At 70.6% G+C, this 26,783-nt stretch carries 32 protein-coding genes; 7 read left to right on the forward strand and 25 right to left on the reverse strand.

What is annotated here, in order from left to right:
* Window positions 1-251: 251 nt before the first annotated feature.
* Together ACWDYJ_RS19910 and ACWDYJ_RS19915 are read right to left on the reverse strand one after the other, a co-directional pair.
* The gene (locus ACWDYJ_RS19910) at window positions 252-1,202 is read right to left on the reverse strand and encodes a DUF5937 family protein (RefSeq protein ID WP_451566879.1); all 951 of its coding nucleotides are present in this window, start codon (window positions 1,200-1,202) and stop codon (window positions 252-254) included.
* 87 nt (window positions 1,203-1,289) lie between these two features.
* A complete protein-coding gene (locus ACWDYJ_RS19915) occupies window positions 1,290-1,757 on the reverse strand; it encodes an SseB family protein (RefSeq protein WP_451566880.1) in 468 nt (155 codons plus the stop codon).
* Between the two features lie 204 nt (window positions 1,758-1,961).
* On the opposite strand from ACWDYJ_RS19915, the gene ACWDYJ_RS19920 reads away from it, so the two are divergent.
* The 3 genes from ACWDYJ_RS19920 to ACWDYJ_RS19930 all read left to right on the forward strand — a co-directional run bounded on the left by ACWDYJ_RS19920 (window position 1,962) and on the right by ACWDYJ_RS19930 (window position 6,015).
* Window positions 1,962-3,788, forward strand: a complete 1,827-nt coding sequence (locus tag ACWDYJ_RS19920) for an acyl-CoA dehydrogenase (protein ID WP_451566940.1) — start codon at window positions 1,962-1,964, stop codon at window positions 3,786-3,788.
* A 101-nt stretch (window positions 3,789-3,889) separates the two neighbouring features.
* On the forward strand, window positions 3,890-4,621 hold the full coding sequence (locus ACWDYJ_RS19925; RefSeq protein ID WP_451566881.1) for a hypothetical protein: 732 nt from the start codon (window positions 3,890-3,892) through the stop codon (window positions 4,619-4,621).
* A 101-nt stretch (window positions 4,622-4,722) separates the two neighbouring features.
* Entirely contained in the window at window positions 4,723-6,015 is a 1,293-nt protein-coding gene (locus ACWDYJ_RS19930) for a M18 family aminopeptidase (protein ID WP_451566882.1), read from the forward strand.
* Between the two features lie 23 nt (window positions 6,016-6,038).
* Here ACWDYJ_RS19930 and ACWDYJ_RS19935 read toward each other — a convergent pair whose 3' ends face one another.
* The 8 genes from ACWDYJ_RS19935 to ACWDYJ_RS19970 form a co-directional block, all read right to left on the reverse strand.
* Window positions 6,039-7,877, reverse strand: a complete 1,839-nt coding sequence (locus tag ACWDYJ_RS19935; RefSeq protein ID WP_451566883.1) for an NHL domain-containing thioredoxin family protein — start codon at window positions 7,875-7,877, stop codon at window positions 6,039-6,041.
* Window positions 7,878-7,934: 57 nt separating this feature from the next.
* Window positions 7,935-8,159 (reverse strand): DUF7848 domain-containing protein, encoded by a 225-nt coding sequence (locus tag ACWDYJ_RS19940; RefSeq protein WP_451566884.1) that lies wholly within the window; start codon window positions 8,157-8,159, stop codon window positions 7,935-7,937.
* A gap of 284 nt (window positions 8,160-8,443) precedes the next feature.
* Window positions 8,444-9,289 (reverse strand): helix-turn-helix domain-containing protein, encoded by an 846-nt coding sequence (locus ACWDYJ_RS19945; protein ID WP_451566885.1) that lies wholly within the window; start codon window positions 9,287-9,289, stop codon window positions 8,444-8,446.
* 15 nt (window positions 9,290-9,304) lie between these two features.
* Window positions 9,305-9,814, reverse strand: a complete 510-nt coding sequence (locus tag ACWDYJ_RS19950) for a DUF6879 family protein (protein WP_451566886.1) — start codon at window positions 9,812-9,814, stop codon at window positions 9,305-9,307.
* On the reverse strand, window positions 9,792-10,019 hold the full coding sequence (locus tag ACWDYJ_RS19955; protein WP_451566887.1) for a hypothetical protein: 228 nt from the start codon (window positions 10,017-10,019) through the stop codon (window positions 9,792-9,794). Before ACWDYJ_RS19955 ends, ACWDYJ_RS19950 begins: the two co-directional genes overlap by 23 nt.
* A gap of 413 nt (window positions 10,020-10,432) precedes the next feature.
* Complete coding sequence (locus ACWDYJ_RS19960; protein ID WP_451566888.1) at window positions 10,433-11,284, reverse strand: LppU/SCO3897 family protein; 852 nt, start codon at window positions 11,282-11,284, stop codon at window positions 10,433-10,435.
* A gap of 100 nt (window positions 11,285-11,384) precedes the next feature.
* Window positions 11,385-12,185, reverse strand: coding sequence for a hypothetical protein (locus ACWDYJ_RS19965; protein WP_451566889.1), 801 nt, complete (start codon window positions 12,183-12,185; stop codon window positions 11,385-11,387).
* A gap of 9 nt (window positions 12,186-12,194) precedes the next feature.
* Complete coding sequence (locus ACWDYJ_RS19970; protein ID WP_451566890.1) at window positions 12,195-12,998, reverse strand: carbon-nitrogen family hydrolase; 804 nt, start codon at window positions 12,996-12,998, stop codon at window positions 12,195-12,197.
* A 137-nt stretch (window positions 12,999-13,135) separates the two neighbouring features.
* Between ACWDYJ_RS19970 and ACWDYJ_RS19975 the strand changes: the two genes are divergently transcribed.
* A complete protein-coding gene (locus ACWDYJ_RS19975) occupies window positions 13,136-13,960 on the forward strand; it encodes a maleylpyruvate isomerase family mycothiol-dependent enzyme (protein WP_451566891.1) in 825 nt (274 codons plus the stop codon).
* A gap of 66 nt (window positions 13,961-14,026) precedes the next feature.
* On the opposite strand, the gene ACWDYJ_RS19980 is transcribed toward ACWDYJ_RS19975, so the two are convergent.
* From ACWDYJ_RS19980 to ACWDYJ_RS19995, 4 genes are all read right to left on the reverse strand, one after another.
* Entirely contained in the window at window positions 14,027-15,403 is a 1,377-nt protein-coding gene (locus ACWDYJ_RS19980; protein WP_451566892.1) for an MFS transporter, read from the reverse strand.
* Window positions 15,400-16,050, reverse strand: coding sequence for a GntR family transcriptional regulator (locus tag ACWDYJ_RS19985; RefSeq protein ID WP_451566893.1), 651 nt, complete (start codon window positions 16,048-16,050; stop codon window positions 15,400-15,402). Before ACWDYJ_RS19985 ends, ACWDYJ_RS19980 begins: the two co-directional genes overlap by 4 nt.
* A 100-nt stretch (window positions 16,051-16,150) precedes the next feature.
* Entirely contained in the window at window positions 16,151-18,037 is a 1,887-nt protein-coding gene (locus tag ACWDYJ_RS19990; protein WP_451566894.1) for a C1 family peptidase, read from the reverse strand.
* A 531-nt stretch (window positions 18,038-18,568) separates the two neighbouring features.
* A complete protein-coding gene (locus ACWDYJ_RS19995; protein ID WP_451566895.1) occupies window positions 18,569-19,102 on the reverse strand; it encodes a hypothetical protein in 534 nt (177 codons plus the stop codon).
* 382 nt (window positions 19,103-19,484) lie between these two features.
* Here ACWDYJ_RS19995 and lepB point away from each other — a divergent pair, with 382 nt between their 5' ends.
* The gene (lepB, locus tag ACWDYJ_RS20000) at window positions 19,485-20,177 is read left to right on the forward strand and encodes a signal peptidase I (protein WP_451566896.1); all 693 of its coding nucleotides are present in this window, start codon (window positions 19,485-19,487) and stop codon (window positions 20,175-20,177) included.
* A gap of 66 nt (window positions 20,178-20,243) precedes the next feature.
* Here the strand turns inward: lepB and ACWDYJ_RS20005 are convergent, their stop codons facing one another.
* The 11 genes from ACWDYJ_RS20005 to ACWDYJ_RS20055 form a co-directional block, all read right to left on the reverse strand.
* Window positions 20,244-20,642 (reverse strand): hypothetical protein, encoded by a 399-nt coding sequence (locus ACWDYJ_RS20005; protein WP_451566897.1) that lies wholly within the window; start codon window positions 20,640-20,642, stop codon window positions 20,244-20,246.
* A gap of 122 nt (window positions 20,643-20,764) precedes the next feature.
* On the reverse strand, window positions 20,765-21,205 hold the full coding sequence (locus ACWDYJ_RS20010; RefSeq protein WP_451566898.1) for a glycine-rich domain-containing protein: 441 nt from the start codon (window positions 21,203-21,205) through the stop codon (window positions 20,765-20,767).
* A complete protein-coding gene (locus ACWDYJ_RS20015; RefSeq protein WP_451566899.1) occupies window positions 21,202-21,450 on the reverse strand; it encodes a hypothetical protein in 249 nt (82 codons plus the stop codon). Before ACWDYJ_RS20015 ends, ACWDYJ_RS20010 begins: the two co-directional genes overlap by 4 nt.
* Complete coding sequence (locus ACWDYJ_RS20020; protein ID WP_451566900.1) at window positions 21,450-21,662, reverse strand: hypothetical protein; 213 nt, start codon at window positions 21,660-21,662, stop codon at window positions 21,450-21,452. The genes ACWDYJ_RS20015 and ACWDYJ_RS20020 overlap by 1 nt, the downstream gene beginning before the upstream one ends.
* Before the next feature lie 66 nt (window positions 21,663-21,728).
* Window positions 21,729-22,559, reverse strand: a complete 831-nt coding sequence (locus tag ACWDYJ_RS20025) for a helix-turn-helix domain-containing protein (RefSeq protein WP_451566901.1) — start codon at window positions 22,557-22,559, stop codon at window positions 21,729-21,731.
* A complete protein-coding gene (locus ACWDYJ_RS20030) occupies window positions 22,556-23,083 on the reverse strand; it encodes a DUF6879 family protein (RefSeq protein ID WP_451566902.1) in 528 nt (175 codons plus the stop codon). Before ACWDYJ_RS20030 ends, ACWDYJ_RS20025 begins: the two co-directional genes overlap by 4 nt.
* Window positions 23,067-23,258 (reverse strand): hypothetical protein, encoded by a 192-nt coding sequence (locus tag ACWDYJ_RS20035; protein ID WP_451566903.1) that lies wholly within the window; start codon window positions 23,256-23,258, stop codon window positions 23,067-23,069. Before ACWDYJ_RS20035 ends, ACWDYJ_RS20030 begins: the two co-directional genes overlap by 17 nt.
* Before the next feature lie 151 nt (window positions 23,259-23,409).
* Entirely contained in the window at window positions 23,410-23,688 is a 279-nt protein-coding gene (locus ACWDYJ_RS20040) for a glutaredoxin domain-containing protein (protein WP_451566904.1), read from the reverse strand.
* Window positions 23,661-23,837, reverse strand: coding sequence for a DUF397 domain-containing protein (locus ACWDYJ_RS20045; protein ID WP_451566905.1), 177 nt, complete (start codon window positions 23,835-23,837; stop codon window positions 23,661-23,663). Before ACWDYJ_RS20045 ends, ACWDYJ_RS20040 begins: the two co-directional genes overlap by 28 nt.
* Before the next feature lie 4 nt (window positions 23,838-23,841).
* Window positions 23,842-24,045, reverse strand: a complete 204-nt coding sequence (locus ACWDYJ_RS20050) for a DUF397 domain-containing protein (protein ID WP_451566906.1) — start codon at window positions 24,043-24,045, stop codon at window positions 23,842-23,844.
* Window positions 24,042-24,932, reverse strand: a complete 891-nt coding sequence (locus ACWDYJ_RS20055; RefSeq protein ID WP_451566941.1) for a helix-turn-helix domain-containing protein — start codon at window positions 24,930-24,932, stop codon at window positions 24,042-24,044. Before ACWDYJ_RS20055 ends, ACWDYJ_RS20050 begins: the two co-directional genes overlap by 4 nt.
* A gap of 203 nt (window positions 24,933-25,135) precedes the next feature.
* Between ACWDYJ_RS20055 and ACWDYJ_RS20060 the strand changes: the two genes are divergently transcribed.
* Entirely contained in the window at window positions 25,136-25,543 is a 408-nt protein-coding gene (locus ACWDYJ_RS20060; protein ID WP_451566907.1) for an ATP-binding protein, read from the forward strand.
* 9 nt (window positions 25,544-25,552) lie between these two features.
* On the forward strand, window positions 25,553-26,764 hold the full coding sequence (locus ACWDYJ_RS20065; RefSeq protein ID WP_451566908.1) for a DUF1266 domain-containing protein: 1,212 nt from the start codon (window positions 25,553-25,555) through the stop codon (window positions 26,762-26,764).
* Window positions 26,765-26,783: the final 19 nt, after the last annotated feature.

Consider the following 26,783-nt stretch of genomic DNA (forward strand, 5'->3'; position numbering starts at 1 on the left):
CGCGACGCCCGGGGGCACCGGCCGCAGCGCGTCGTCGAGCAGCCGGACGCGGGTACCGAGGACCGGGCGGCCCATGGGCGGCACGATCCGCCCGGGGGAATCCCCGGCCCGCTTCCATGGACGTACGCCTCGACGTCGCCGCCTCCCCCGTCGGAGGGCGGGGGACCCCCCGTGGATCCCCCGCCACAGCGATGGTGCGGCAGGGCACACGCGGGCCGCGATGGTTTCGGGCCTGCCCGAAAGGAGCCGGGTCAGCCGCCGCTGCGGAGGAGGTCCACGCCCAGGCCCGTCACCGAGTGCAGGACCGCCTTGCCGTCCCGTTCGGTGGTGATCAGCCCGGCCGCGCGCAGCGTGCGGGTGTGCTCGGAGACCGAGGGCAGGCTGATGGCGAGGTCCCGGGCCAGCTCGCTCGTCGTGCGCTGCCGGACCAGCAGTTGGAGCACCGCCGCCCGGGTCCGCCCCAGCAGCGCGTCCAGCGCCCCCTCGGCGGGACCCGGCCCCACGAGCGGAAGCGGCGTGAGGGCCGGGTACAGCAGGACGTGCGGGCCGTCCGGATGCTCGGCCAGCAGCGGGCGCCCCGTCCAGAACGGCGAGGGCATCAGGAGCAGCCCGCGCCCGCCGAGCCGGACCTCGAAGCCCGGCGGGCGGTCCACCTCGAAGACGGTGCCCGACCAGCCGGCCGCGGGATGCGTACTGGCCAGGCAGGCCTTGATCCCGTGGGTGGCCAGCAGCCGGGTGCGCCAGGCCACGTCCGCCTGGAAGGACTGCCGGATCCGCGGCCACTGCGGGGCGACGACCACCTCGTGGGCGGACCGGATCGCGCCGTCGAGCCGGTCCCACGCCTCGCGGTCCTGGCCCCACAGCGCGCGCAGCCAGGACGCGGAGCCCGGGGCCCGCGCGGCCGCCCGCCCCAGCTGGTCGGCGGTGAGCAGCGGCCCGGCGTCCCGTACGGCGGCCAGGCCCTCCTCCAGCGTCCGCGCGAACGGCTCGACGAACGCGGGGTTGTCGCCGTCCGGGCGCAGCAGGTCCAGCAGCGGGCGCACCCCGACCGGCAGCTCCCGGCCGACGGCACTGCGCCAGCGGCCGAAAACCGCCCGCTCGTCCGTGCGCTGCCAGGCGACGAGCGCCGTGCACAGCTCCACCAGCGGGAGCGGCTCACTCGCGAAGGTGACGTTGAACAGGTCCTCGGCCGTGAAGTGCACCCTCAGCATCGTCCGCCCGCCCCCGCCCCCGCCCCGCCGTCAGCGATCAGCCGATACGGCTTCCAGCCGTCTGCGCGGCATCGGCGTCTAGCCGTACATGCGGCGCATCGCGAAGTCGACCATCTGCTCGACCGCCTTCGCGTCGAAGACCATCCGGTGGTCGCCCTCCATGTCGAGGACGAAGCCGTAGCCGGTCGGCAGCAGGTCGATGACCTCGGCGCCGGTGATCACGAAGTACTTGGACTCCTTGCCCGCGTACCGGCGCAGCTCCTTGAGCGTGGTGAACATCGGGATGACCGGCTGCTGCGTGTTGTGCAGCGCCAGGAATCCCGGGGTGTCGCCGCGCGGGCAGTAGACCTTCGACGTCGCGAAGATCTGCTGGAAGTCCTCGGCGGACAGCGACCCCGTCGTGAAGGCCCGTACCGCGTCGGCGAGCGACGGCGGCGAGGGCTCGGGGTACAGCGGCTGCTCGCCGTACCCGCCGGCCATCTGCTGGGGGGCGGCGTACTGCTGCTGCTGCTGCCCCGCGCTCACGTTCTGGTCGTAGCCGTACATGGGCCGAAGCCTACCGAGCGGCCCCCGCGCCGCAGGACACGCGATCCCGCCACACTTCCGGCGGCCTTCGAGCACTTCCGGCTTGATGCTGGTCACAGTCGTCGGCGAAGGGGTTGATTCTTATTACCGGCGGGTAGCATCATGACATTACCGATCGGTATGTACGAGGAACCTGTCTCCCCGAGCCTTAACGGAGCCGTCGCCATGGGGCACTACAAGTCGAATCTCCGCGACATCGAGTTCAACCTCTTCGAGGTGCTCGGCCGCGACAAGCTGTACGGCACCGGCCCGTTCGGTGAGATGGACACCGAGACCGCCAAGAGCGTCCTGTCGGAGCTGACCCGCCTCGCCGAGAACGAGCTGGCCGACTCCTTCGAGGACGCCGACCGCAACCCGCCGGTCTTCGACCCGGCCACCAACACGGCGCCGGTCCCGGCCTCCTTCAAGAAGAGCTACCAGGCCTTCATGGACTCCGAGTACTGGCGTCTGGGCCTGCCCGAGGCCATCGGCGGCACCACCTCGCCCCGCTCCCTCATCTGGGGCTACGCGGAGCTGCTGCTCGGCGCGAACCCGGCCGTCTGGATGTACTCCTCCGGCCCGGCGTTCGCCGGCATCCTCTGGGAAGAGGGCAACGAGGCGCAGAAGAAGGTCGCCGAGATCGCCGTCGAGAAGCAGTGGGGCTCGACCATGGTCCTCACCGAGCCGGACGCCGGCTCGGACGTCGGCGCCGGCCGCACCAAGGCGATCCAGCAGGCCGACGGCTCCTGGCACATCGAGGGCGTGAAGCGCTTCATCACGTCCGGCGAGCACGACATGTCGGAGAACATCCTCCACTACGTCCTCGCGCGTCCCGAGGGCCACGGCCCGGGCACCAAGGGCCTGTCCCTCTTCCTCGTGCCGAAGTTCCACTTCGACTGGGAGACCGGCGAGCTGGGCGAGCGCAACGGCGTCTACGCGACGAACGTCGAGCACAAGATGGGCCTCAAGGCCTCCAACACGTGCGAGATGACCTTCGGCGACCAGCACCCCGCCAAGGGCTGGCTGATCGGTGACAAGCACGACGGCATCCGCCAGATGTTCATGATCATCGAGTTCGCCCGGATGATGGTCGGCACGAAGGCCATCGCCACCCTCTCCACCGGCTACCTGAACGCGCTGGAGTACGCCAAGGAGCGCGTGCAGGGCCCGGACCTGGCGAACTTCATGGACAAGGCCGCGCCCAAGGTCACCATCACGCACCACCCCGACGTGCGCCGCTCGCTCATGACGCAGAAGGCCTACGCCGAGGGCATGCGCGCCCTGGTCCTCTACACGGCCTCCGTCCAGGACGAGATCCAGGTCAAGCAGGCCGCCGGCGAGGACGCCTCCGCCGAGATCGGCCTCAACGACCTGCTCCTGCCGATCGTGAAGGGCTACGGCTCGGAGAAGTCCTACGAGCTGCTCGCCCAGTCCCTGCAGACCTTCGGCGGTTCCGGTTACCTCCAGGAATACCCGATCGAGCAGTACATCCGCGACGCCAAGATCGACACCCTCTACGAGGGCACCACGGCCATCCAGGGCCAGGACTTCTTCTTCCGGAAGATCGTCCGCGACCAGGGCGCCTCGCTGAACATCCTCTCCGAGACGATCAAGAAGTTCCTCGCCGAGGCCGTCGGCGGCGACGACCTCGCCCCCGCCCGCGACGCCCTCGCCAAGGCCGCCGTGGACCTGGAGGGCATCGTCGGCCAGATGATCGTCGACCTCACCGCCACCGGCGAGGACGTCAAGAACATCTACAAGGTCGGCCAGAACACCACCCGCCTGCTGATGGCCTCCGGCGACGTGGTCGTCGGATACCTGCTGCTCAAGGGCGCGGCCGTGGCCGCCGAGAAGCTCGCCACGGCCTCCGCGAAGGACGTGCCCTTCTACACCGGCAAGATCGCGGCCGCGAAGTTCTACGCGTCCCAGGTCCTCCCGGGCGTCTCCGTCGCCCGCGCGCTCGCCGAGACCGTCGACAACTCCCTGATGGAGCTCGACGAGGCCGCCTTCTAGCAGGTCACGCCTCGCGGACCGCAGACGTTCGTACAGTGGCCGGACCCTTCCGCACAGGGGTCCGGTCACTGTTGTCGGTGGTTCGTGGGACGCTCGTAGACATGAGTCCACAGGAGCGACACCGCAGCAGGGGGTATTCGGTCCCCACGGGGCGCCCGTATGCCCTCAAGGAGCTGCAGGCGAATGTGGGCGCGCTCGGCGACCGCGTCAATGAGCTCTACGACGGCTCCCACCCCGCCGAGTACGACCCGGTGGCCGACGCCCTCTACATCGCCTTCCAGACGGCCTCCGCCCTCGCGCCCGCCAAGAGCTACACCGGCTGCCCCGAGCACCCCAACGGCGCCCTCGACCCCGAGGCGCCCGACGGCTGGGGCCGCTGCCTCATCTGCAACGACCGCCGCCGTCTCGGCCGGCGCCTCCAGGGCGGCCGGCCCGCCTCGGCCCCCGCCGGGGAGCAGCGGCGCCTCGGATACCCCGTCCCGGAGCCCCCGTACACCCTCGACGTCCTGCGGCATTTCGTGCGCACCATCGACGAGCAGCGCTTCCACCTCACCCTGGGCTCCCCCGACCAGGACTTCGTACGGATCGCGGACGACCTCCACCGCGCCTTCATCGTGGCCCGGGAGCTGTCGCGCCCGCGCAACGCCTCGGGATGCTCCGAGCACCCCGGCGCGCCGATCGACCCCGATGCTCCGCCCGGCGAGGCCTGTATCTTCTGCGCCGGACGCAAAAGACGCGCGCAGCGCCCGGCGCAGACCCCCGAGATGCTCCCGCGCATCCGCCGGGGCGAGCGCAGACAACTGCAGCGCAGATTCGAGCGTCCGCCGGGCTGAAAGCGAAGGGATGACGGGCCACGCACCCCGTGATCCTCGACCTTTTCGCTATCCGCCGCAGTCCGGCCATGGCGAACACGACCGTCGTTAAGGTGAACCACATGAGCTCTCCCGCCCGCTTCGACCGCGGCCACACCGACGATCTGATGACCTTCCTGACGGCCAGTCCGTCGCCGTACCACGCCGTGGCCAACGCGGCCGAGCGGCTGGAAAAGGCAGGCTTCAGTCAGTTGTCGGAATCGGACGCCTGGGACTCGGGTACGGGAGGCAGGTTCGTACTCCGCGGGGGCGCGCTCATCGCCTGGTACGTGCCCGAAGGCGCGGCGGCGCACACCCCGTTCCGGATCATCGGCGCGCACACCGACTCCCCGAACCTGCGGGTCAAGCCGGTACCGGACACGGGCTCGCAGGGCTGGCGGCAGGTCGCCGTCGAGATCTACGGCGGCACCCTCCTCAACACCTGGCTGGACCGGGACCTGGGCCTGGCCGGGCGGCTGACCCTGCGTGACGGCAGCGAGCACCTGGTGAACGTGGACCGCGCGCTGCTGCGCGTGCCCCAACTCGCCGTGCACCTGGACCGGTCGGTGAACACCGACGGCCTCAAGCTCGACAAGCAGCGGCACATGCAGCCGATCTGGGGCCTCGGCGAAGCGCGTGAGGGGGACTTGATCGCCTTCCTGGAAGAGGAAGAAGGCCTTCCTCAAGGCTCCGTCGCCGGCTGGGACCTGATGGTCCATTCGATCGAACCGCCCGCCTACCTGGGTCGTGACCGCGAGCTGCTGGCCGGCCCGCGGATGGACAACCTGCTGTCGGTGCACGCGGGAGTCGCCGCCCTGGCCGCCGTCTCCAGCGCCGGCAAGCTCGACCACATCCCCGTACTCGCCGCCTTCGACCACGAGGAGAACGGCTCGCAGTCGGACACCGGAGCGGACGGCCCGCTGCTGGGCAACGTGCTGGAACGTTCAGTCTTCTCGCGCGGCGGCTCGTACGAGGACCGGGCGCGGGCCTTCGCCGACACCATCTGCCTGTCCTCGGACACCGGGCACGCCGTGCACCCCAACTACGCGGAGCGCCACGACCCGTCGCACCACCCGCGCGCCAACGGCGGCCCGATCCTGAAGGTCAACGTCAACCAGCGGTACGCGACGGACGGCGGCGGGCGCGCGGTGTTCGCGGGCGCCTGCGAGCGGGCCGGGGTCCCGTGGCAGACGTTCGTCTCCAACAACTCCATGCCCTGCGGGACGACGATCGGCCCGATCACGGCCGCGCGCCACGGCATCCGGACGGTGGACATCGGCGTCGCGATCCTGTCGATGCACAGCGCCCGCGAGCTGTGCGGGGCCGACGACCCGTACCTGCTCGCGAACGCCCTGCTGGCCTTCCTGGAGGGCTGAGCCCCCCTTACGGGGCGTTCCTCCTAGGCGTCCATCCCGGCGAGGACGAGCGGGAGGCGGGTCGCGCCGCCCGCGGTGACCTTGACCGGAACTCCCCAGTCCTGCTGGTGGACATGGCAGGCCGGGTACTCGTTGTCAGGGGCGTCGTCGCAGGACGCGGCCATCGCCGAGACGTGCAGCACCCCCTCGGTGACCTCCGGGTTCAGCGCCAGCTCCCGGAACAGGTCCGTGCCGGGGCCCTCGCCCGCCGCGAGGAGCTCCGGCGGGGTCGAGGACACCAGGAGCCGGGTGGACGGACCGTAGCGGGTGTCGAGCTTCTGGCCGGCCGGGGCCTGGAAGACCACGTCGAGGCGCAGCGTGCCGGGGGCGACCTCGGTGGCGGCCCGCTGGGTGCGGTGGGCCACGGACTCCACGCGTACCGCCTCCTCGGGCAGCCGCAGCCGGGTCAGCCGGTGCCGGGCGGACTCGACCACGACGATGTCGTCGCCGACGAGGACGGCGTCGCTGGGCTCGCGCAGGTCGGTGGCGAGCGTCGAGACCTGCCCGGTGGCGGGGTCGAACCGGCGCAGCGCGTGGTTGTACGTGTCGCAGACCGCGACCGAGCCGTCCGGCAGGGCGGTCACCCCGAGCGGGTGCTGGAGCAGGGCCTGGGCGGCGTCGCCGTCGCGGTGGCCGAAGTCGAACAGGCCGGTGCCGACGGCGGAGTGGACGGCGTAGCCCGCGTCGATGGCCTCCACGTACCGCAGGGCGCTGGTCTCGGAGTCCGCGACCCAGAGCCGGTCCCCGGCGGCGGCGAGCCCGGACGGCTGAGCGAACCAGGCCTCGGCGGCCGGGCCGTCGACGAGCCCTTCGTTCGTGGTCCCGGCCGCCACCTCGACCGTGCCCGCCCCGGGGTCCCAGGTCCACAGCTGGTGCACCCCGGCCATCGCGATCCACACCCGGCCCTGCCACCAGGCCACGTCCCACGGCGAGGACAGCGCCACCTCCAGCGCGGGTCCGGAGGTGGGCGAACCCTGCCACCACTGCCGCCCGGTCCCCGCGACGGTTTCGACGGCCCCGGTGGCCGGGTCGAAGACGCGCAGCGCGTGGTTGACGGTGTCGGCGACCACGACCCTCCCGTCGGGCAGCAGCGCCAGCCCCTGCGGCTCGCTGAAGGCGTCCGGCCCGAATCCGCGCTCCCCGCCGCCGACCCGGCGTACGACGCTCTCCCCGTCGGCGGCGAGCTCCACCAGCTGGTGCCGGGTGGTGTCGGACACCAGCAGGTTCCCGGAGGGCAGCACGAGCGCCTTGCCCGGGAACCGCAGGTCGGTCGCGACCGGCTCGGGCGCCACGTACGGCCCGTCACCGCGCCGCAGGGTCCCCTTGGCCTCGTGCTCGGCCTCCAGCTCCACCACGAGCCGCTCGATGGCGTGGGCATGCCCTTCACCGGCGTGCTGGGCGACGATGTACCCCTCGGGGTCGATCACCACGAGCGTGGGCCAGGCCCGCACGGCGTACTGCTTCCACGTCGCGAGCTCGGGGTCGTCCAGCACGGGGTGGTGCACCTGGTACCGCTCGACGGCATCGACGACGGCGGCGTGATCGGCCTCGTGGACGAACTTCGGCGAGTGCACGCCGATGATCACCACGGTGTCCCGGTGCTTCTCCTCCAGCTCGCGCAGCTCATCGAGGACGTGCAGGCAGTTGATGCAGCAGAAGGTCCAAAAATCGAGAATCGCAACGCGTCCCCGCAGATCGGCGAGGGTCAGCTCCTTCCCACCGGTATTCAGCCAGCCCCCCTTCCCGACCAGCTCGGGAGCGCGGACACGGGCACGTCGGCGGGGCGCGGGCGCAGGGGTGGGCGCCGGGGCAGCATCGTTCATCCTTCAAGCTTGCCATCCGCCTGTGAACGCAGGATCACACCCGTACGAAGCGCCTGCTCAGGGCATACGCTCCACCACGGCGACTTCCGAGAACTCCCGGAGGAAGGTCATGTGACCGGTCCGACCGGTGTGCTGGATGCACATGTCGGTGCACACGTCCGCGTTGCCGGTCGGTGCGGAGATCCATTGGCAGTCCGGATTCAGACAGCGCGCGGTGGCCGTCGTCTCCGCCGAGGGATGGCGATGCATGACGTGGCTGACATACCGGAGCACCGCTCTCATGCCGACCCCTTGAGGTGCGGGTGGTTCCGGAGTTCCACATTGCAGTCGCTCACCGTGGAGCCGTCGCCCCTCAAGCGGGCCTCTCTACGCTGGTCGGCCAGGGCGGCGCACACTCCGCAGCCGGCCGCCGGTACGGGCTCCGCGTCTGTTCGCAACGGCAGCTCTACCGGGGGTTGCGCATACGTGATCGGCTTCACGGTCCGCTCCTCGTGTCGTCCGTATGCCGACCACTCTAGGAACGCCCGGGATCGCACCTCAACGAACTTGCGAAGACTTGCGGCTGGTCACCCGAGAGCGTCTATGGATGCTGCGATCAGGGCGCGTGCCGGCGCTCCGTAGACGGCCAGATCCGCCAGGTCGGCGAACGTGCGGGCGTACATGCCGATCTCGTGGGGCTGAGTGATCGTGAGGAACGCGGACACCAGCTCGACGTTGACCTGCGCCTCATCGAAGATCCAGAAGTCCTCTACCGGCCACAGCGCCGTACGGTCGGCCGTCGTGGGGATCACGCCCAGGCTGACATTCGGCAGGGTCGCCACAGACAAGAGGTGGCCGAGCTGCCCGGCCATGGTGTCGGCGCCGCCGATCCGGTGACGTAGGACGCTCTCCTCCAGGAGAACCGCGAAGCGGTGGGGACCGGAGTACAGGACCCGCTGATTGTCCACACGGACTTGAACGGCTGCTTCCAGGTCATCGGGCAGCGCGCGACGATCGCGAATCGCTGTGAGCAACGCTTCTATATAGGCGCGTGTCTGGAAGGGACCGGGGATCAGCCAGGAGGAGTAGGCGCGGAAGTTCCGGGTCCGTTCCCACAGGGGGAGGACCGACTCCTGCGCGCGCCGCAGGCCGGAGCGCTCCATACGTCGCCATTCGACGTAGGCGCCGTCGATGTTGCGTGCTGTGGCGATCAGGTCGGCAAGTTGCTCCTCCGCGTCGCAGTGCAGCGCCCAGATCCGGAGATCACCGTCGGAGGGCGCCGTTCGCCCGTTCTCGATGCGGCTGCACTTGCTCTCATGCCAGCCGGCCCGGGAGGCAAGCTCCCGCGCGGTGAGACCGGAGTCCTTCCGGATCTCGCGCAGGCGCTTGCCCAAGGCCTCCCGGGCTTGCTGGACGCTGGACGACGAGGTCATGTTCGGTGCCCTGGATCAGACCGGCTGATAGTCCTCGTGAGGCGTGGCCCTCTCCCACACGGCCGTGAACGCGGACGAGCACAGTTCCACTACGGCGGGGTCGGCGACCAGCTCCTCACCGGTCATCTCTCCATTGCCGTCGAAGTGATTGAAGAGCACGTACGTGCCGTCGAAGAGCCACAGGTCGTTGCCGGGCAGTGCCAGGCCGGAAGTCTCCCGGCGGGGCAGCCAGCGCACGGACTCCCCGGCCTTGATGTTGTGGCCGCTGGTCAGCTCGTACTCGTAGCGCACGTACGTAGAGATGGGCTCGGAGACGACGCGCGCCCGGCGGACATCGACGCCCCGCGCAACTGCCCCAGAGACCAGGTCGATCCACCAGGGCCAACGTTCCGCCGGGTCGAATCGGTTGCCCGAAGTCCACTCGGCGTAGTCCTGATCCAGCGCGTAGGCGTCCCGCATCTCCAGGTGGTACGCGCTGTGCCTCGCGGCGCGGAACAGATCCTCAAACGTCGGCTCCTGCGCCACCGTTCACCTCCGGGAAGAACTGCATCATGCGCTTCGGGAACTCGATGACGGTCTCATGGGCGGGCATGTCCAACTGCGCCAGCCGTTCCGCGTCCGTCACGCGCCACCCTTGCAGGATGTAGTTCCCGGTCTCGTCGTCCAAGTAGACGGTCGGGGAACCGTTGTTGGGGCTTTCTGGGTCCTTGCCAAGCCGGTGCAACGTCATGGTGCCCTCCGGTCGCTCTGGTGGCGATCAACATGAACGAGCTTGCGCCGGATCACCCGGACGTGCCAGCAACTTGCACGAACTTCTACGGCCGTGGAATACCTAGAGCCCTCGTGCCGTCACCCTCACCAGGGCGGCGGACACGGGGGCTCAGGGGTTGTTCAGTGGGCCTTGAGGGGGCTTAGCAGGGGCGTTCTTCCGCCCTGTGGACCGCGTGACCGCAGGGCGGGGCGGAGCCGCTGGCAAAAATGGGACCGTACCCAGGACGCGGGCACGTCGGGGCGCGGGCGCGGGCGCGGGCGCGGGGGTGGGCGCCGGAGCGGCATCGTTCATGCTTCAGCTTGCCATCCGCGCATGAACGCCCGGTCACGCCCGTACGACAAGGCCTGCGGCGGGCTGGCGACGCTGACGGGTCAGCGGGCGTACGAGCCGATGCCGACCAGGCAGTACACGTACTGGTTGATGACGGCGCCGTTGAGGGTGTAGCGGTGGGAGAAGGCGTACTCGGTCTTGGGGTAGTCGTCGCAGCGGTCCATGTCGGAGGTCATCGGGATGCTCGCGATCACCCGGTAGTGGGCGTCGGACGCCGAGCAGGAGACCTCCTCCACGTCGTCGACACGCGTCGCCGTCGTCGAGTCCGGCAGGGTCCCGTTGAGGCAGGTGCCCTTGTCGTACGGCCTGGGCGCCGGGCTGGCCGCTTCGGTGGTGGCGGGCTCGGTCGCGGTGCCGGGGGTGGACCGGTACGAGGGGCTGTAGGACGGGCTGTAGGACGGGGACGGCGACCAGGAACTGGCCGACGGGGTGGGCGTCGAGGAGGCGGACGTCTTGTTGTCGGTGTCGTCCCCGGAGTCGGCCACGACGAGCGCGACGATCACGGCCACGACGAGCCCGACCGCCACCAGGCATCCCGCGGCGCCCTTCTTGGCCGGCGGCCCAGGCTGCGGCGGGCCCGCGGCCCCCGCCCCCGGCCAACCCGGGACCTGCGCCTGCGCCCGGGTCGGGGCCTGGGCCTGGGCCTGACTCAGGAACGGTGACGGGGCGGGGGCAGGGGCAGGGGCAGGGGCAGGGCTCGGAGCCTGGGCCGACGCCACCCTGATCCGCGCCAGCACCTCCTGCCCTCCGACCCGCGCCCGCACCAGCTCGCCGTCCCGCGTCCCGGACGGAATCCGCAGGCGGGCGGGCCCGACCGGAAGCGAAACGGTCAGGATCACGCCGTAGATGGCCTGTTCGGGAGTGATCGTTAAGTCGAGTTCCTGCGACGACACCAGAGGCTCCTCGAGGCGTAGGGGGCGCAAGCCGCCGGACGGACCTCTGCGAAGTGTGCCCAAGCCACGCAGGCTGACGCAGGCATTCCGCCAACCCGGATCAGGACAGGAAGGAGCGGAGGGAGCCCGTGAGCGCGCTGACGAAGGCGTCCTGGGCCTCGGCCGGGAGGAGGTCCAGGGAGAGGTACGGGTTGAGGTCCTCCAGTTCGACCAGCAGCAGCTCCCCCGACGGCGCGCGGCAGGCGTCCACGCGCTGGATGCCGTGCGCCAGGGTGTTCCAGGCGACGAAGCGGCGGGCGAAGGCCAGGTCCGCGGCGGTCGGCTCGTAGGGCTCCAGCTCCCAGCGGCGGGCCGGGTCCGGGGCGTACAGGGCGTACTGGAAGGCGTCGTCGACGAAGACGAAGGACACCTCGTACGCGAAGTCGATCCGCGGCTGGATCAGCACCTCGCCCGCCGGGCCGGACGGGGTCGGCGTGAAGGTGAGGCCGATGGAGTCCGCGCCCTGCTTGGGCTTGACCGCGTACGTCGCCGCCTCGGGCAGCAGGTGCAGGTCCGCCGGGTCGTCGACCGTGGGGATCACCGGGAAGCCGGCGGCCGTGAGGTCGAGCAGGTACTGCTTGCCCGCCATGTCACCGCGTCCCGTGAGCGGGTTGTAGACGCGGGTCCCGGCGGCGAGCGCGGCGGCGCGGAACTCCTCGTAGGCCCGCTGGTAGTGCAGGACCGGGCCGCTGTTGCGGACGACCACCGCGTCGAACCCGCCCATCAGGGCCGCCGCGTCCAGCGGGTGGCACAGGGCGAGGGGGAAGTGCTCGCGGAGCCGGGCGGTGAGGAATATGTCCTCGTCGCCGTAGCGGCGCCCGCGCGCCGGGTAGGCCAGGTCGGTCACGTAGAGGAGGGACATGGCCGAAATCTATCCCTCCGTGGCCTGCGGTGGCCGCACGCCCAGTACCCGGTCCTTGAGCGCAGGAAACTGCTCCCGGGTCTCGGCGACCTTCGCCGGGTCCAGCTCCACCGTGAGGACCTCCTCGCCGGGGCCCGCCTCCGCCAGCACCTCGCCCCACGGGTCCACGACCAGGCTGTGCCCGGACTGCTCGACGCCCGCGTGCGTACCGGCCAGCGCGCAGGCGAGTACGTACGACTGGTCCTCCACCGCCCGCGCCCGGTTCAGCAGGGTCCAGTGGGCCCGGCGGCGGGCCGGCCAGCCCGCCGCGACCACCAGCGTCGTGGCGCCAGCGTCGACCAGCCCGCGGAACAGCTCCGGGAAGCGCAGGTCGTAGCAGGTGGCGATGCCGAGCGTCTGCTCCGGCAGGGCCACCGTGGTGAGGGAGTCACCGGCCGACATCAGCACCGCCTCGCCCTGGTCGAAGCCGAAGCGGTGGATCTTGCGGTAGGTCGCGGCGAGCTCGCCCGCCGGGTTCAGCACGAGGGCGGTGTTGTAGAGCGATCCGTCACCCGCGCGCTCCACGAACGAGCCCGCGTGCAACCACACTCCGGCGTCGTGCGCCGCCTTGGACATGGCCTCGTACGTCGGCCCGTCCAGGGGTTCCGCTTCGGTCTCGAACTGCTCGTAGGCGAAGGCGCCCACGGTCCACAGTTCGGGCAGCACGACGAGGTCGGAAGCGCTCTGCTCCCGTACGAGACCGGCGACCCGGGAGCGTCGGGAAGCCACCGACTCCCCGTCGGTCACCGCGATTTGGATCAGCGAGGCGCGCACAGTACCACCGTCCTGGCATAACAGCCGTCAACTCGGGCCTACGATCGTCACACGAAAGCACTGCCGGGGTGCTCACCGGCAGCGTAGTTTTGGGAACAGTCCACAACGCGCCACTGAACAGCACGCGAGGGGTCCCGTTGACCGTCCATCCCAGCCTTCAGCCCTATGCCGACGCGTGGACGCATTCCATCGAGGCAATATCCGAGCTGGTGCTCCCCCTGCCCGAGGGTGACTGGAACCGGGCGACTCCCTGCCCCGGCTGGTCCGTCCGTGACGTCGTGTCGCACATCATCGGCATCGAGTGTGAGCAGCTCGGGGACCCGCGGCCGATCCACACCGTGGCGCGGGACCTGCGGCACGTGGTCGACGAGTTCACCCGGTACATGGAGGTGCAGGTCGACGTACGGCGTCACCACACCGCACCGGAGATGACCTCGGAGCTGGAGTACACCGTCATCCGCCGCTCGCGCCAGCTGCGCAACGAGAAGCGGGATCCGGCCACCATGGTGCGCGGGCCGCTGGGCGACCAGGTGACGCTGGAACACGCGCTGCGGCTGCGCGCCTTCGACGTGTGGATCCACGAGCAGGACCTGCGGGCGGCGCTGGGCGTGCCGGGGAACTGGGACTCGCCGGGGGCGTACGTGGCGCGGGACATCCTCCTCGCCGGGCTGCCGAAGGTCGTCGCGAAGCTCGCGGGCGCGCCGGCGAACTCGGCGGTGGTCGTCGACGTGCACGGGGCGCTGGAGTTCATGCGGACCGTACGGGTCGACGCGGCCGGGCGGGGCACCCTGGACAAGGCCCCGTCGCTGGGCCCGGCGGTGACGCTGACCCTGGACTGGGAGACGTACGTACGCCTCGCCGCGGGCCGGGTCCGGGCGCGGACGGTCGCCGACCGGGTGAAGGTGGAGGGGGACGTGGCGCTGGCCGACGCCATTTTGGGCTCGTTCGCCGTGACCCCGTAGGGACGGGGGCGGGGCTCTGGAGCCCGGCTGCGCCGGGGTCTGGGGCTCCGCCCCGGACCCCGCGCCTCAACCCCCCCCAGACTTCGTCCGGGGATACCCCCTGGCGGGGCTGGTTGCCGCTGGAGTGGGTGGCCGCGTGCGCTCCCGTTCCCGGGCCAGTGCCCGGCCGCGGAGGCGGAGGATCTGGGCGACGCCGAGGAGTTCCAGGGCGAAGACCGACGAGAACGCGACGCGGTAGTTGTCTCCGGTGGCGTCGAGCAGGATGCCCACCGCCAGCAGGGTGGTCATTGAGGCGAGGAAGCCGCCCATGTTGGTGACCCCGGACGCGGTGCCCTGGCGTTCGGCCGGGTTTGCGGGACGGGCGAAGTCGAAGCCGATCATCGAGGCCGGACCGCAGGTGCCGAGCACCACGCACAGGCTGACCAGGAGCCACATGGGCGCCCGATCCCCCGGATGGACCAGGACCGCCGCCCACAGGGTGGCGGTGAGTCCGATGGTGGCGAGGGCCAGCGGGATGCGGGAGGACTGGCGGCGGCCGACGATCTGGCCGTAGAGCAGCCCGAAGCCCATGTTCGCGGCGACGATCAGGGTCAGCAGCCCGCCCGCGGTGGTCCGCGACAGCCCTTGCGCCTCGACGAGGAACGGCATCCCCCACAGCAGCAGGAACACCATGGCCGGGAACTGCGTGGTGAAGTGCACCCACAGCCCGAGCTTCGTGCCGGGCTCCCGCCAGGAGTCCGCGATCTGGCGGCGTACGAAGCCCCCCGCGCCGCCCGCCGCGCCGCCCGCCGCCCCGCCCGCCGCGCCGCCCGCCGCCCCGCCCCGGGCGACGGGCACCGGCGCGTGCCCCTCCGGGTGGTCCCGCAGGAACAGCACCAGCGGCACCAGGACGATCAGCCCCGCCACCGCGCTCCCCGCGAAGGCCGCAACCCACCCGACGCCGTGCAGGACCGGCGCCAGGACCAGGGTGGAGACGAGGTTGCCCGCCATCCCCACCAGCCCGGCCAGCTGCGCCATCAGCGGTGCGCGCCGGGCCGGGAACCACCGGGTGCCGAGCCGGAGAACGGAGATGAAGGTCAGCGCGTCACCGCAGCCCAGCAGGGCGCGGGCGGCGAGCGCCATCCCGTAGGAGGGGGACAGTGCGAAGCCGAGCTGCCCGGCGGTGAAGAGGACGGCGCCCAGGGTGAGCACCTTCTTGGTGCCGAGCCGGTCCACCATCAGGCCCACCGGTATCTGCATGCCCGCGTAGACCAGGAGCTGGAGGAGGGAGAAGGCGGCCAGCGCCGAGGCGTTGACCTGGAAGCGGTCGGCGGCGTCGAGTCCGGCGACGCCCAGGCTGGTACGGAAGATCACCGCGACGAAGTAGACGGCGACGCCGATGGACCAGACGGCGACGGCCTTCCGCCCGCCCGGAGGGTCCTTGAGCACGGCCGCTGTCGTCATCGGCCCGGCCCCCGCACGAGTGCCCCGACCCGTCCGATGTGGCCGCGTACGGCGGCGGCCGCGGCCCGCCCGTCCCCGGCGCGCAGCGCGTCGAGGATCTCGGTGTGCTCGGCCAGGGTGCGCTCCACGCGGTCGGGGTGGGCGTGCAGCAGGGCGACGCCCATCCGCAGCTGCCGGTCGCGGAGCTGGTCGTAGAGCCGGCTCAGGATCTGGTTCCCGGCGCTGCGCACGATCTCGGCGTGGAAGCACCGGTCGGCGGCGATCAGCGCGGCCAGGTCGCCGTCGTCGGCGTGCCGCCGCTGTTCGTCGATCAGGGCGGCGAGCCGCTCCAGCAGGCCGGGGGGCGCCGGCACGGCTCGGCGTACGGTGAACTCCTCGACCAGCAGCCGGGTTTCGAGGACATCGGTGATCTCCTGCGCGGAGACCGGCAGGACCAGCGCGCCCTTCTTCGGGTAGAGCTTCAGCAGCCCCTCGGTCTCCAGCCGCAGCAGCGCCTCGCGGACCGGCGTACGGGAGACCCCGACGGCCTCGGCGACCTCGCCCTCGGTGAGCAGGGTCCCGCCTTCGTAGCGGCGCTCCAGCACCCCCTGCTTGACGTGGTGGTAGACGCGGTCGGCGGCGGTGGGGGTGGCGGCGGGGGACGGCATGGGCGCAGCTTAGATACAACAGGGGTGCAAGCCGGGGCCCGTCCAGGATGCGGACCGGGCGACGCCGTACGCCCCCTCAGCCCCTTTCGGGCACGGCCCCTCAGGCCGGGCCGATGACCGCTCCCTCGTGCCAGCCCGCGCCGTCGCGCCAGTAGTGCTGGAGCAGGCGGTCGGTGCGCAGGACGACGACTTCCAGGTTGAACCCGAAACTGCCCTGGAGCATCCCGGTGACGGCCCGCACGTCGTGTCCGAAGACGGCGCCGCGGGTCCAGGCCGCGTCGCCCGCGTTGCCCCGCCACCAGTGTTCGACGCGGCCGTCCGCGCGGGCCGCGCACAGCTCGTAGTTCCCGGCGGTGTCCTCGTCCGCGGCCCCGTACTGGGCCTCGATCAGGCAGGGCGCGGAGGTGATGCCGCTGCCGAAGACCTCGCCGGGCCGCCAGGCGAAGCCGTTGGGGTCGTCGCGCCACCACAGCTGCATCCGGCCGTCGGTGCGGGCGGCGACGAGGTCGAGGTGGCGGCTGCGGGTCTGGACGAGGGCGGGGCCGTAGTGGGCGATGCCGGAGGCGAAGCGGCCTCCGTCGTTCCAGGTCCAGGGGGCGCCGTTGATCCGCCACCAGTGGTTGAGGCGCCCGTCGGCGGTGCGGACGACGACCTCGAAGTTGCCCGGTTTGCCGTAGTCGCTCTGGATGAAGGCCGGGGTCGAACCGGGCGCCGCGTCCCCCGGCCCGAAGGCGCCGCCGTCGCGCCAGAAGCCGCCGGACTGCTCGAAGTACCAGTGGCGCAGCCGGCCGCCGGTGGTGACGTGCAGGGACTCCATGTTCCGGTTGTAGGTGGACCCGGTGAAGGCGGGCTGGCCGGAGGCGTCGTGCGCGAACTCGGACGCCCGGGACCAGGCGAAGGGGGCGTCGCCGTCGCGCCACCAGTGCCGCAGCCGTCCGCCGCCGGCGGTGGCGGCCAGCTCGAAGTTGCGGTGGGAGCGGCCGTTCCCGCTCTCGTACACGTTGCCCGTGTGCAGGCGGCGCTTGCTCCAGGGGTCGATGTTGGTGCCGAGCAGGCCGCATTTGGCCCAGTAGTCGATGTTGACCTCGCCGTAGGCGATCCGGCCGTAGCCTCCGACGTGGTGGCCGGTCCCCCAGGAGTTCTTGAACAGCCAGCAGCCGGCCGCGTCGTCGTAGCCGGTGATCAGCACGCAGTGGCCGCCCTCGTACCGGTCGCCGGTGCGGTGGTAGACGCCCGCGCCGAGCCCGAAGAAGTCGTCGTACACGTCGAAGCAGGCGGTCAGCGGTCCGACGGTGTCCAGCCAGGTCTTCTGCTGTCCCACGTCGCCGAGCCGCACGTAGTCGCTGATCCGCACGGTGCGGCCCGAACGGTCCCAGCTCGGCGTGTACTCGGCCCGCCAGGCCTCGCGCCGGGCAGCGGGCAGGCCGGGGGGCGGGGTGCCGTACGGCCAGCAGTCCGGGTCCGCGAGGCCGCCGTTGGCCTGGATCCAGTCCAGGGCGGTCTCCGGGTCGCCGCCCTGCCCGCAGGCGGACTTCAGCGCGTCGCGCACGTCCCCCTCGGAGCGCCGGGCCCACACGTGGTGCTCGATCCGGGCCATCGACTCCACGAGGGCCGCCGCCGCGAAGGCCCAGGAGGACCCGCACGGATTCTGGTCCTTCACCTTGGTCAGCCACGGCCAGCCCCAACGGCTCCGCCAGTCCACGGCGGTGGGCCGGGCGCCGACGGCCGCCTCCGAGTCGGGCAGCAGCCCGTGTGCGGCGCGACGCCGGGTGAGGTGCGGATTGCCGCTCTCCCGCCCGACGAGCGCCCGCAGGTCCACCGCCCCCGCCTCCGCGGCGGGCGTCGGACGCACCCCCGGCTCCAGACCGAGCGCCGGCCGCGGCAGCGGCTCCTCGTCGGCGAGGTGCTCGCTGACGGACCACCGCGCCCCGCACCGCGCGAGCCGCCCCCGCAGCTCCCCCACCGTCCGCACAGACTCCCCCGGCATACCGGCCCCCCAGCTGCACCCGTTCGACCCGAGACCCGGGAGCCTCGCCCCGCCGCCCGGGCCCGTCAAGGGGGTCCGCACGGTCGCGCGGTGGCACGGGGGGTCGTACGGGTGTCCCTTCGGGCCAGGCCCTCGCGGGGCCGCCGACGGACGCCGTGCTCCGGCGGAGCAGCCCGGCCCGGCGCAGCCGACCCCGTATCCGCGCCACCTCCGGCCCCTTGGGCACGCCGGCCATCACCGCCGCCGGGCCGCTGCCGCGCGGGCACAGCTCCACGACCGGCCGCTCGACGGGATGCCAGGCCGGATCGGCCGCACCCTCGGCCGCCCGTACCCGCGGCCCCACCACGGCCACGTCCCCCCGCTCCCGCCGGGCCGAAGCGTGGGACCAGGGGCCCACGACGGCCTGCGCCACGCCGCCGCATCACTGCGCCGCCGGCTGTGGAGCTGGGCCGATGGGGGCTGCGTATGGGACGAAGTCCTCGAGCGCCAGTGATGTCATGGCGCCCCCTCAGTGAACAGGGGCGGCGCCGACTACGGGTTCGTGAAGTAGGTCAGGAGGACCCTGGGCGACCAGCGGGTGCAGGTGTCCTTCGCCGGAGGCGTGTGGCGGGTACAGGCCGCCACCTGAACCTCGTACGTGGTGTAGCTGTCTTGGGTGGTCCTGCAGTGTGCGGCAGTCAGCACGAGCTTGAACGCCTTGCCGGGCCCGTACTTCTTCTCGAACGATCCCTTGGGGCAGTTGATGCTCCATGCGACCTTGTAATAGCTCGCCTTGGGGTAGCCGCCGTAATGGATCGTGACCACGTCCCCACAGCGGTCGAACCGCGTGCCCAGATAAGGGCTGTTGCCGTACTTCCAGCGGGGAGGAGTGGCATTCAGACGGGTGCCTGCCACCCCCTCGCCGTTCACGTACTCACACGGCACGGCCTTGGCACGGGGGGCTGTCGGTGCGGAGCTGCCGACCGCGGAGACCTCGGGGGCCAGGAGCAAGCCGGCGGCCAGGACACCGGCTGTGACCGTGGCCGTCGCCAGGCGGCGCGACCGGGACGCCACAGGAACGCTCATGATGTCTCGTCCTCCCTCGTACTGGCGTGTGCCCCCCGGCGCACACATCACGTGATGCCGGGCTCACACCAAGTACGGGCCCGACGGACGGTCCCTACGGGGATCTGATTCCGGTCAGCGTCGCCATGGAAGTACTCGGGCCAGGCCAGTCGTCGACTGCCGCCGCCGTTCCGGACAGACCCAGCGTCTCATCCGTGACCGGGGGCCGCATCCGGGCCGGACGCGAACGCGCAACCCGCGATGCTCCGCCGACCACCGTGACCGAACCGCCCCGCATATCCGCCTTCCGCCGCCGCACGCTGCCCTGGGGCGGACACCCTACTGGCGTCCCGGGTGCGGGCCGACCGTACGATTCCCGCCAGGTACGCAGCAGGGAGGGCATGTGACGGGAAACAGACGGCCGGGTCGCAGACCGGGGATCACCGCCATCGTGCTGCTGGCACTCGGGGCGGTCCTGGTGGTGGGGACGACCGTCTGGGCCGCTCTCGGCGCGCCCTACGGATATCAGACGCGCGTCACGGGCAGCGACGCGATGAAGCCCACCTACGCGCGCGGTGACCGCGTCTTCCTCGGCGGGGGCTCGGTGCGGAACGTCGAGCGGGGGGAGGTCGTTCTCGTCTCCCTGCCCTGGGTGCCTTACGGGGATTCGTTGTCCCGGGTGGTGGCGGTCGGCGGCGACCACCTCTCCTTCCGCCCTGGCGCGCCCGGACTCACGCTCAACGGCCACCTGCTCGACGAGCCGTATCTGATGGACCGGGGGGTGCCGGCGACCGTTCCGTTCGACGTGACCGTACCGGAGGGCCGGATCTTCCTGATGGGGGACAACCGGGTCAACTCGAATGACTCCTCCTACCACCTCGCCGGGACGAGGGAGGGCATGGTGCCGGTCTCAGCGGTACGCGCCGAAGCCCTCGAAACCGACGCCGGACACGTCTGGATCGGCGCGGTGATGCTGTTCAGCGTTCTGCCCCTCCCTGCCGGTGCCGGTCTCGGGATCTGGGCACTGGTGGCCCGCAGGCGGGCCGCGAAGGCGGCGCGGCCAGCGGCGTCGCCCGCCTGGCCGACGACGCCGTAGCGGAACAGTGCCGCGCGGCCCCCGGGCCTCGATGCTCTGAGACTGCGCGGGGTAGAAAGTCGGTCCTCAACTCCGCACAGCGGACTGGTCATGCCGATACAGCGACGGGTGTGCGGCTACGTGCTCGGGCATGGCCTCTTCTACCGTCAGGTTCCCTGTCCACAGGCCATCGCGGTTGCAGTACGTACCCTCGAAGGCCACCCGCTTGCCGCCGGGCTCCAGCTTCCACGTTCCTTGCGGGAACTTCACGATCACGTCGCTACCGCAGATGAACGAGCGCGAAGCCTGCATCGTGATCCATTGAGCGTGTTCCCGGTCCCCATCAGCAGGCCGGCACATGTTCCGCGCCATCTGCCACAGCCGCGCCCACTCGACGCCCGGAGTCAGGGGCCCGACGACGGCGACCTCCCCGATGTTCCGTCCGTCGAGGGAGTGGGTCGCGTACCCGAAGGCCGTGCCGAACATCGCGAACACCGTGACCCGGCTCTGCCCCGTCAGAACTCCGTCGTGCTGCATACGCCCTACCTCTGTTGGGAGGAGGCCCGGGCGGTGCGTCGGCCGCGCCCGGACCCGATCGGCCGGCTGGATCAGCAACAGCCGCCGTCGCCGCAGCACGCGGGTTGGTTACCGTCGGCCGAAGTGCCCCACAGCCGTTCGTCCACGGCGAACCCGGCGACCTTGATCCGGTCCGCGACGGAGACCATGAGGGGCCGCGTGCGGACCTTGGAGTTCGGGGCGTGGTGGAGGAAGTAGCCGAACTGCGCTTCACACCACGCCGCGTACTCCTGCGTGTGCAACATGAACGTGTGCCAGCCGGGATCAACGATCTCCGACGGCGCCATGTCGAAGGCCCGGGCGTCACCCATGACCTTGAGGAACGCCAGCGCCTGGTCCATCACTTGGCGAGCCACGACCGGCTCCTGGCCGTACTCCTCCGCGCAGAACGCGGCCAGCTTCTCGAACAGCTCGGGACTCACGAGGTCCCGCCCGTGCCGCACGGCGACGGGGTTGTCCAGCATGGTCGTCATAGCGATGTTTCCTCTCTCTCAACGGTCGGGTTCCTTACGGAGGCCCTCAGCGCCTCCGCCACCTGCTCCACCACGTCGGCCCGGATCATCCCGAGGTGGACGTAGGGCCGGCCGGTGTGCGTCACGGTCGGCCGGATGCCGCTCCACGCGGATTCGGCAACGCCCAGGGCGGCCAGGGCCGTACGTATCGCTTCCGCCGCGTCGGCGGCCCGGGTACGGCCGTCCCGCCACGTCTGCATGTCCATCAGTGCCCCGTGCCGTGCATCCGGAGCAGGACGTTGCAGTCCGCGATCAGCGAGTTGTCCACGCGGTCGCCCTCGGTCGCGCTGCGCCGCAGGACATCCAGCCGCTGACACTCGGGACAGCCGGCCACCGGCTGCGGTACCGCCCGGGGCTCCCTGGGAGGCAGCGACAACGGCGCCTCGTGCCACCGTGCCGGTTCTGTCCTGCTCGCCATCGCGCACCCCTCGCTCGACATTTCCGGCTGTCGGGGGCCAATCCTGTCGGGGTGCGGGAGGCGTTTCTAGCCGGTTTCCTGTTCGCGCAAAAGCTCGTCCCGGATGCCTTCGATCAAGGCCCGCATGCTCTCGCCGGCGACAGTGGTCCGACGGAACCCTTCGAACTTGGATACGTACAGGGCGACGTCCCTGGGGTCGGTCACGACCATTTCGGCATGGACCATTTCAATGGTCACCGTACGGTCGTCCTTGATGGAGAATGAGTGCTCCGGAAACTCCACCTGAGCGGCAGACAACGCAACGATCCGCATATCGACATTCGGCAACCGGGAGACGGAAATCAGTCGGTCCAACTGCCCCACCATCACCAACGGCGGAACAATGTGCCAGCGGAGGACTGATTCCGTGATCACGAAACGAAATGCCTTCTCCGTCGAGTACAGGACGCCTTGCCGTGCCAGCCTGGCACCGATGGTGCGCTCCAGCTGAACCTCTGTCAGCCCCTTGCGGGCGAAAACCGCCCGGACATATTCCGGGGTCTGGAGCAAACCGGGAATGAGCGAGGGCTGAAACAGGCGCAGTAGAGTCGTTTGCGACTCCAAGGCCTGCACCTGCTCCTGCTTGCGGCTGTAGCCCAGACGGCGAATGAGGCGCCAGGCCGTGACTTCTGTGGCCGCCTCTCTTGCTGCGGCCATGAACTCGACTTTGACCTCCTCCGACACGCCTATGGCCGTGAGGATGCAGTCCACATCGGTAACGCTCGCCGCAGTGTTCCCGTTCTCAATCTTGGACAGCTTGGAACGAGACATGGCAGCGCCACGGGCAACCGCCTTGGCCTCCATCCCGGAGGACACTCGCAGTTCCCGCAGCGCTGATCCAAGACTCGTCTTATTCACTCGCCGTACTTTGCCCACCATTCAGAGAACGGCACGGCTTGAGCCATTGCAGTGTCTCTGTACGCCAAGAACTTGGACAATTCTTCGACGTCGGGGAAGTTGATGCCCAGGAATTTACCCTCCCCATCGTAGGACATCGTTCCAACGACCTGTTCATCAAACATCCAGAAGTCCGGGGCGTCCGAGATCGGGTTCCCTTGGCTCGTGGTGTCCAGGATGAAGAACTCTTCCCCGGCCGCCATGTTCCTTTGATAACCCCACGAGAGTTCGAACCGCAGATAGTCGGTCAGCGGCCGAGCGAGGACGTGAACGCGATAGATCCGCTTTCCTGCCTGCACGGCATTTCCGACCGTCGCCATCCAATCGGATGTCTTGAAGTCCTCCGGCTGCGACTCGCCTGCAAGGAACGCCTGATAGGCATCGACACTGCCCGACTTGCTGTAGTCGTCCAGGGTTTCCAGCCGGAACGCTTCCTGGTTGAAGTCCTTGAGCCAGTCCCCCAGGGTCTTAGATGAGGTTGTCACGGATGGCCTTTCGGATAAGCGCGATGGGGACTTCCACCAAGGTTTCGTGGGCAGGAATCTCCAGCCCGTGGTCGGCAACCCTGTCCCCCTGGATGGCCAGCGTGCCGCGATCCGTGGCGTAGATGGTCGGGCACTCGCCCTCGTTGCACTCGCCCACCAGTCGTGTCAGCTTCACAGCCTGCCCCTCGTCATCGAGTGTCGTGACCGATGCTCGCGGGGCTGCCGGGGTAGGCGCAAGGGGTTCGGATTTCCGTTACTGGAAACCGGCCCAGACAGCACAGAGCCCCCGCCGTAGCGGGGACTTCCATGCGTATGCGGGCCGGGGGTCAGGCGTCGAGGGCCTGCTTGATCTGGGTGAGGGACGGGTTCGTCAGGACCGACTCGGTGCCGGTCGAAGACACCACGCGGACCGTGGGGACGGTCTCGTTGCCGGCGTTGACGCTCCGGACGAAGGCCGCCGCGTCGGGCTGCCGCCAGATGTTGACCGGGCGGTACCGGGTGCCGGTGAGGCGGAGCTTGAACCAGAGCTTGATGCAGAACGCGCAGCCGGGCCGCAAGTAGACGGTGATCCCGGGGCTCATTGCGCCGCCGCGAATGCCGTCCACGCGGTGGGGGTGACCTGGATGACCGGACCGTCGGCGCGCTTGCTGTCGCGGAGGGCGACCGTGCCAGCCACGTTCGTCGCCACCTCCACGCAGTCCGAGTCGATTCGGTCGCCGCTGTAGCTGGACTTCACGAACTCGAACTGGTTCACGGGTTTAGGCTTCCCGGAGGCAGGAGGTTCGTCCACCGCTCCCCGCAAACGCCGCCCAGGCGGTGGCAGTGACCCTGATGACCGGTCCGTCGGTGTGCTTGCTGTCCCGAACCGCGACCGTGCCGGCCACGTTCGTGGCCACCTCCACGCAGTCCGTGTCGTTCGTGACGCTGCTGTAGCTGGACTTCACGAACTCGAACTCGGTCATGGCTGCATACCTTTGCTGATGTCATCGATCAAGCTCACGGAGTCGTGCGGCGAAAGGCTCATGCGCGACACACGGTCGAACGACCGGGCGTACGCCTCATTCCCTTCCGCCCCCTCCACCCACACAGTAGAGGCGATCCCCTCGGAGTAGCCGACGTCCACGGCCCCCGGTTCGGCGAACGACACAATGTTGAACGCGCCCGCGACGCCGTGGTGCCCGCCTGCCCGGAACGGCAGTACCTGCACGTGCACGTTGGACAGCTGCGCCATCTCCACAAGGTGGTTGAGCTGCGAGCGCATCACGTCACGACCGCCGATCTCCTGGCGCAGCGCCGCCTCCCAGATCACAGCGTGGAACTCCAGGGGCTTGTCACCCCTCAACCGCGCCTGCCGCTTGGTACGGGTGGTCACCATCTCCTCGATCTGGTCCGGGTGTGTCCACGAGTCGGAGCTAACGCCCAGCGCGCGAATGTAGTCGGGGCTCTGGAGCAGCCCCGGGATCAAGGCGAGTTGCCAGGACCGGATGCGGGTGGCGACGTCCTCCATCGCCACGTACTCGGCGAAACCGCCGACGGTGGGGACTTGCTGCCACCAGCCCTTGGCCTTGCGGCGATCGCGGTCCAGCCGGGCCAAGTCGAGCAGTCCGCTCACGAACTGGGCGTCCGTCACCCCGTAGAACTCGCACAGCACGCGGATGTCCGGGTCCCGCATGGGCACCCAGCCGCTCTCCATCTTCACGATCTTCGTCGACGTGGCACTGATCTCGCGTGCCGCCTGTAGCTGGGTCTTACCCGCCGCCGTGCGGAGCTTGTACAGCTCGCCACCGAGTCGGCGCCCCAGCACCGTCGACGTCCGGTTTCCCTGGCCTTCGCGTGTTCCACGGTTCACCGGCTCAGTCTTGCGCTCACACAACCCGAAGTCGACACCGTAATCCGTACGGGGAATATCTTCCCCGAAGCGCTTGCCCCGGGAGTCGCCACACCCCTACCGTCGGTGACGAACTGCTCACTGACCAGCTTCAGTTGGCGGAAGCGCACCGTGCTGCCCACAAGGCGCCGGCATTGCCACCGCCCCACCGGAGGTGCACGGACATGGACGAGCCCGCGACGCGACGAGACGTACGGAACTACCCGCCCCGGCAGGACTCGGTGCCCGCCGCCCGGCGGCGGGCCGCGTGGCTGGCGGTGGTGTGGGGGCAGCCGGGGCTGGCGGCGGATGTGGCGCTGGTGACCAGTGAGCTCGTCACCAACGCGCTGGTGCACGGGTCGCTCCGCGACCGCTACCTCCGGGTCGAGATACAGCTCACCGGAGCAGTGCTCCGGATCGCGGTCACCGATCCGAAAGGAGAGCGGCGGCCCGAACCGCGAGCGGCGGCCGACGACGAGCAGTACGGGCGGGGGCTCCAGATCGTCAGCGCGCTCGCGCAGCGCTGGGGGACCTCCGAGCGGGTCGTCGGGAAGACCGTATGGGCCGAGTGCGCGGCCGTGGCCCCCGTATAGGGTCCCCGTATGAGGGGATGGACGGCGCCGAGTGCGATCGAGCGCGAGCTGTACGAGGCCAAGGCGCGCGGGGACTGGTCCGGCTACCTCGACGCCCTCGCCCGCGCGGAGCTGTTCCTCCCCCAGTTCCGCGCCCACGTCGACGCCAACCCCCGGCAGGCCCGCTTCCACCCCGATCCCAGCGGTGCGAGCCTGGCCGTCTTCACCCGCGGCATGCTGCCCGCGCCCTCCCCGGACACGGTCTTCCTGCGCCGGAGCCTCGCCTGGTTCGCCGAGGCCTGGGACGCCCACGACCCCGCCCACCTCGCCGTGAACCCCGGCAGCCCAGCCGAGGCGTACCTCACGACCACCCCCGCCGACCGCGCCCGCTGGCGCGCGCACTGGGACGCCGCCGCCCCCTCCTGGGGCCCGGCCCCTGGTGTGGTGCACGCCCTGCACACCGGCGGACCGCTCCACGGTCCCGTGGCCCACGGCCTGGCCGTGGGCGCGCATCTCGCCGTCACCAACGGTGAGTTCTGGAACGCCCTCGCCTACCACGGCACCGGCTACACCCGCGAACGCGAGCGCCTGCGCAAGGCCTGGGACATCACGGACAGCGCGGGCTGGTTCGACGTCCTCCAGCGCATGCTGAACGCCGACATCGTCAGCCCCGTCTGGGAGTTCGCGCTGCGCGTGCGCCGGATCCTGGCCTCCGACTTCGCCGGCCCGGTGGACGTGGAGCACTGGCGGCACGCCGCCGAGGCCGGCCTGCGGCGCGGCGCCGAGCGCTCCGCCGAGCCGCAGCTCACCGCCGACGGGGTCACCGTGGCCCAGCCGCGCCCCACCGCGGAGATCGAGGGCGAGATCGCGGGCGTGCAGCGGCTCATCGGCCGGATCGCCCGCTACGAGCAGCGCTTCCGCGCCGACGGGCTGCTCCCGGAGGGCGGCTGGGTGCGTTCCGTCGAGGGCTGGGACCACGGCCGGGCCTCTCAGATGGCCCGCTGGGGCGTCGGGGCCCGCTACTGCACTCTGGAGGACACCGAACGCGCCGTGCTGCGCGCCGGCGAGGCGGCCCGGGACACGTACCGGTCCTGGGAGGAGTTCTCAGCCGGTTATGCGCTCGGGCGGTGCCTGCACTTCGACGAGGAGGAGTTCGGGGAGTGGTACGCGTCCTCCCTCGCCACCCACCTGACCCTGACCACCGACCCGGCCAGCCCCTGGCTCAACATCCCCTGGCGCTGAGCGACTTCGAGTAGTGCCC

It is taken from the genome of Streptomyces sp. NPDC003042, assembly GCF_053591315.1.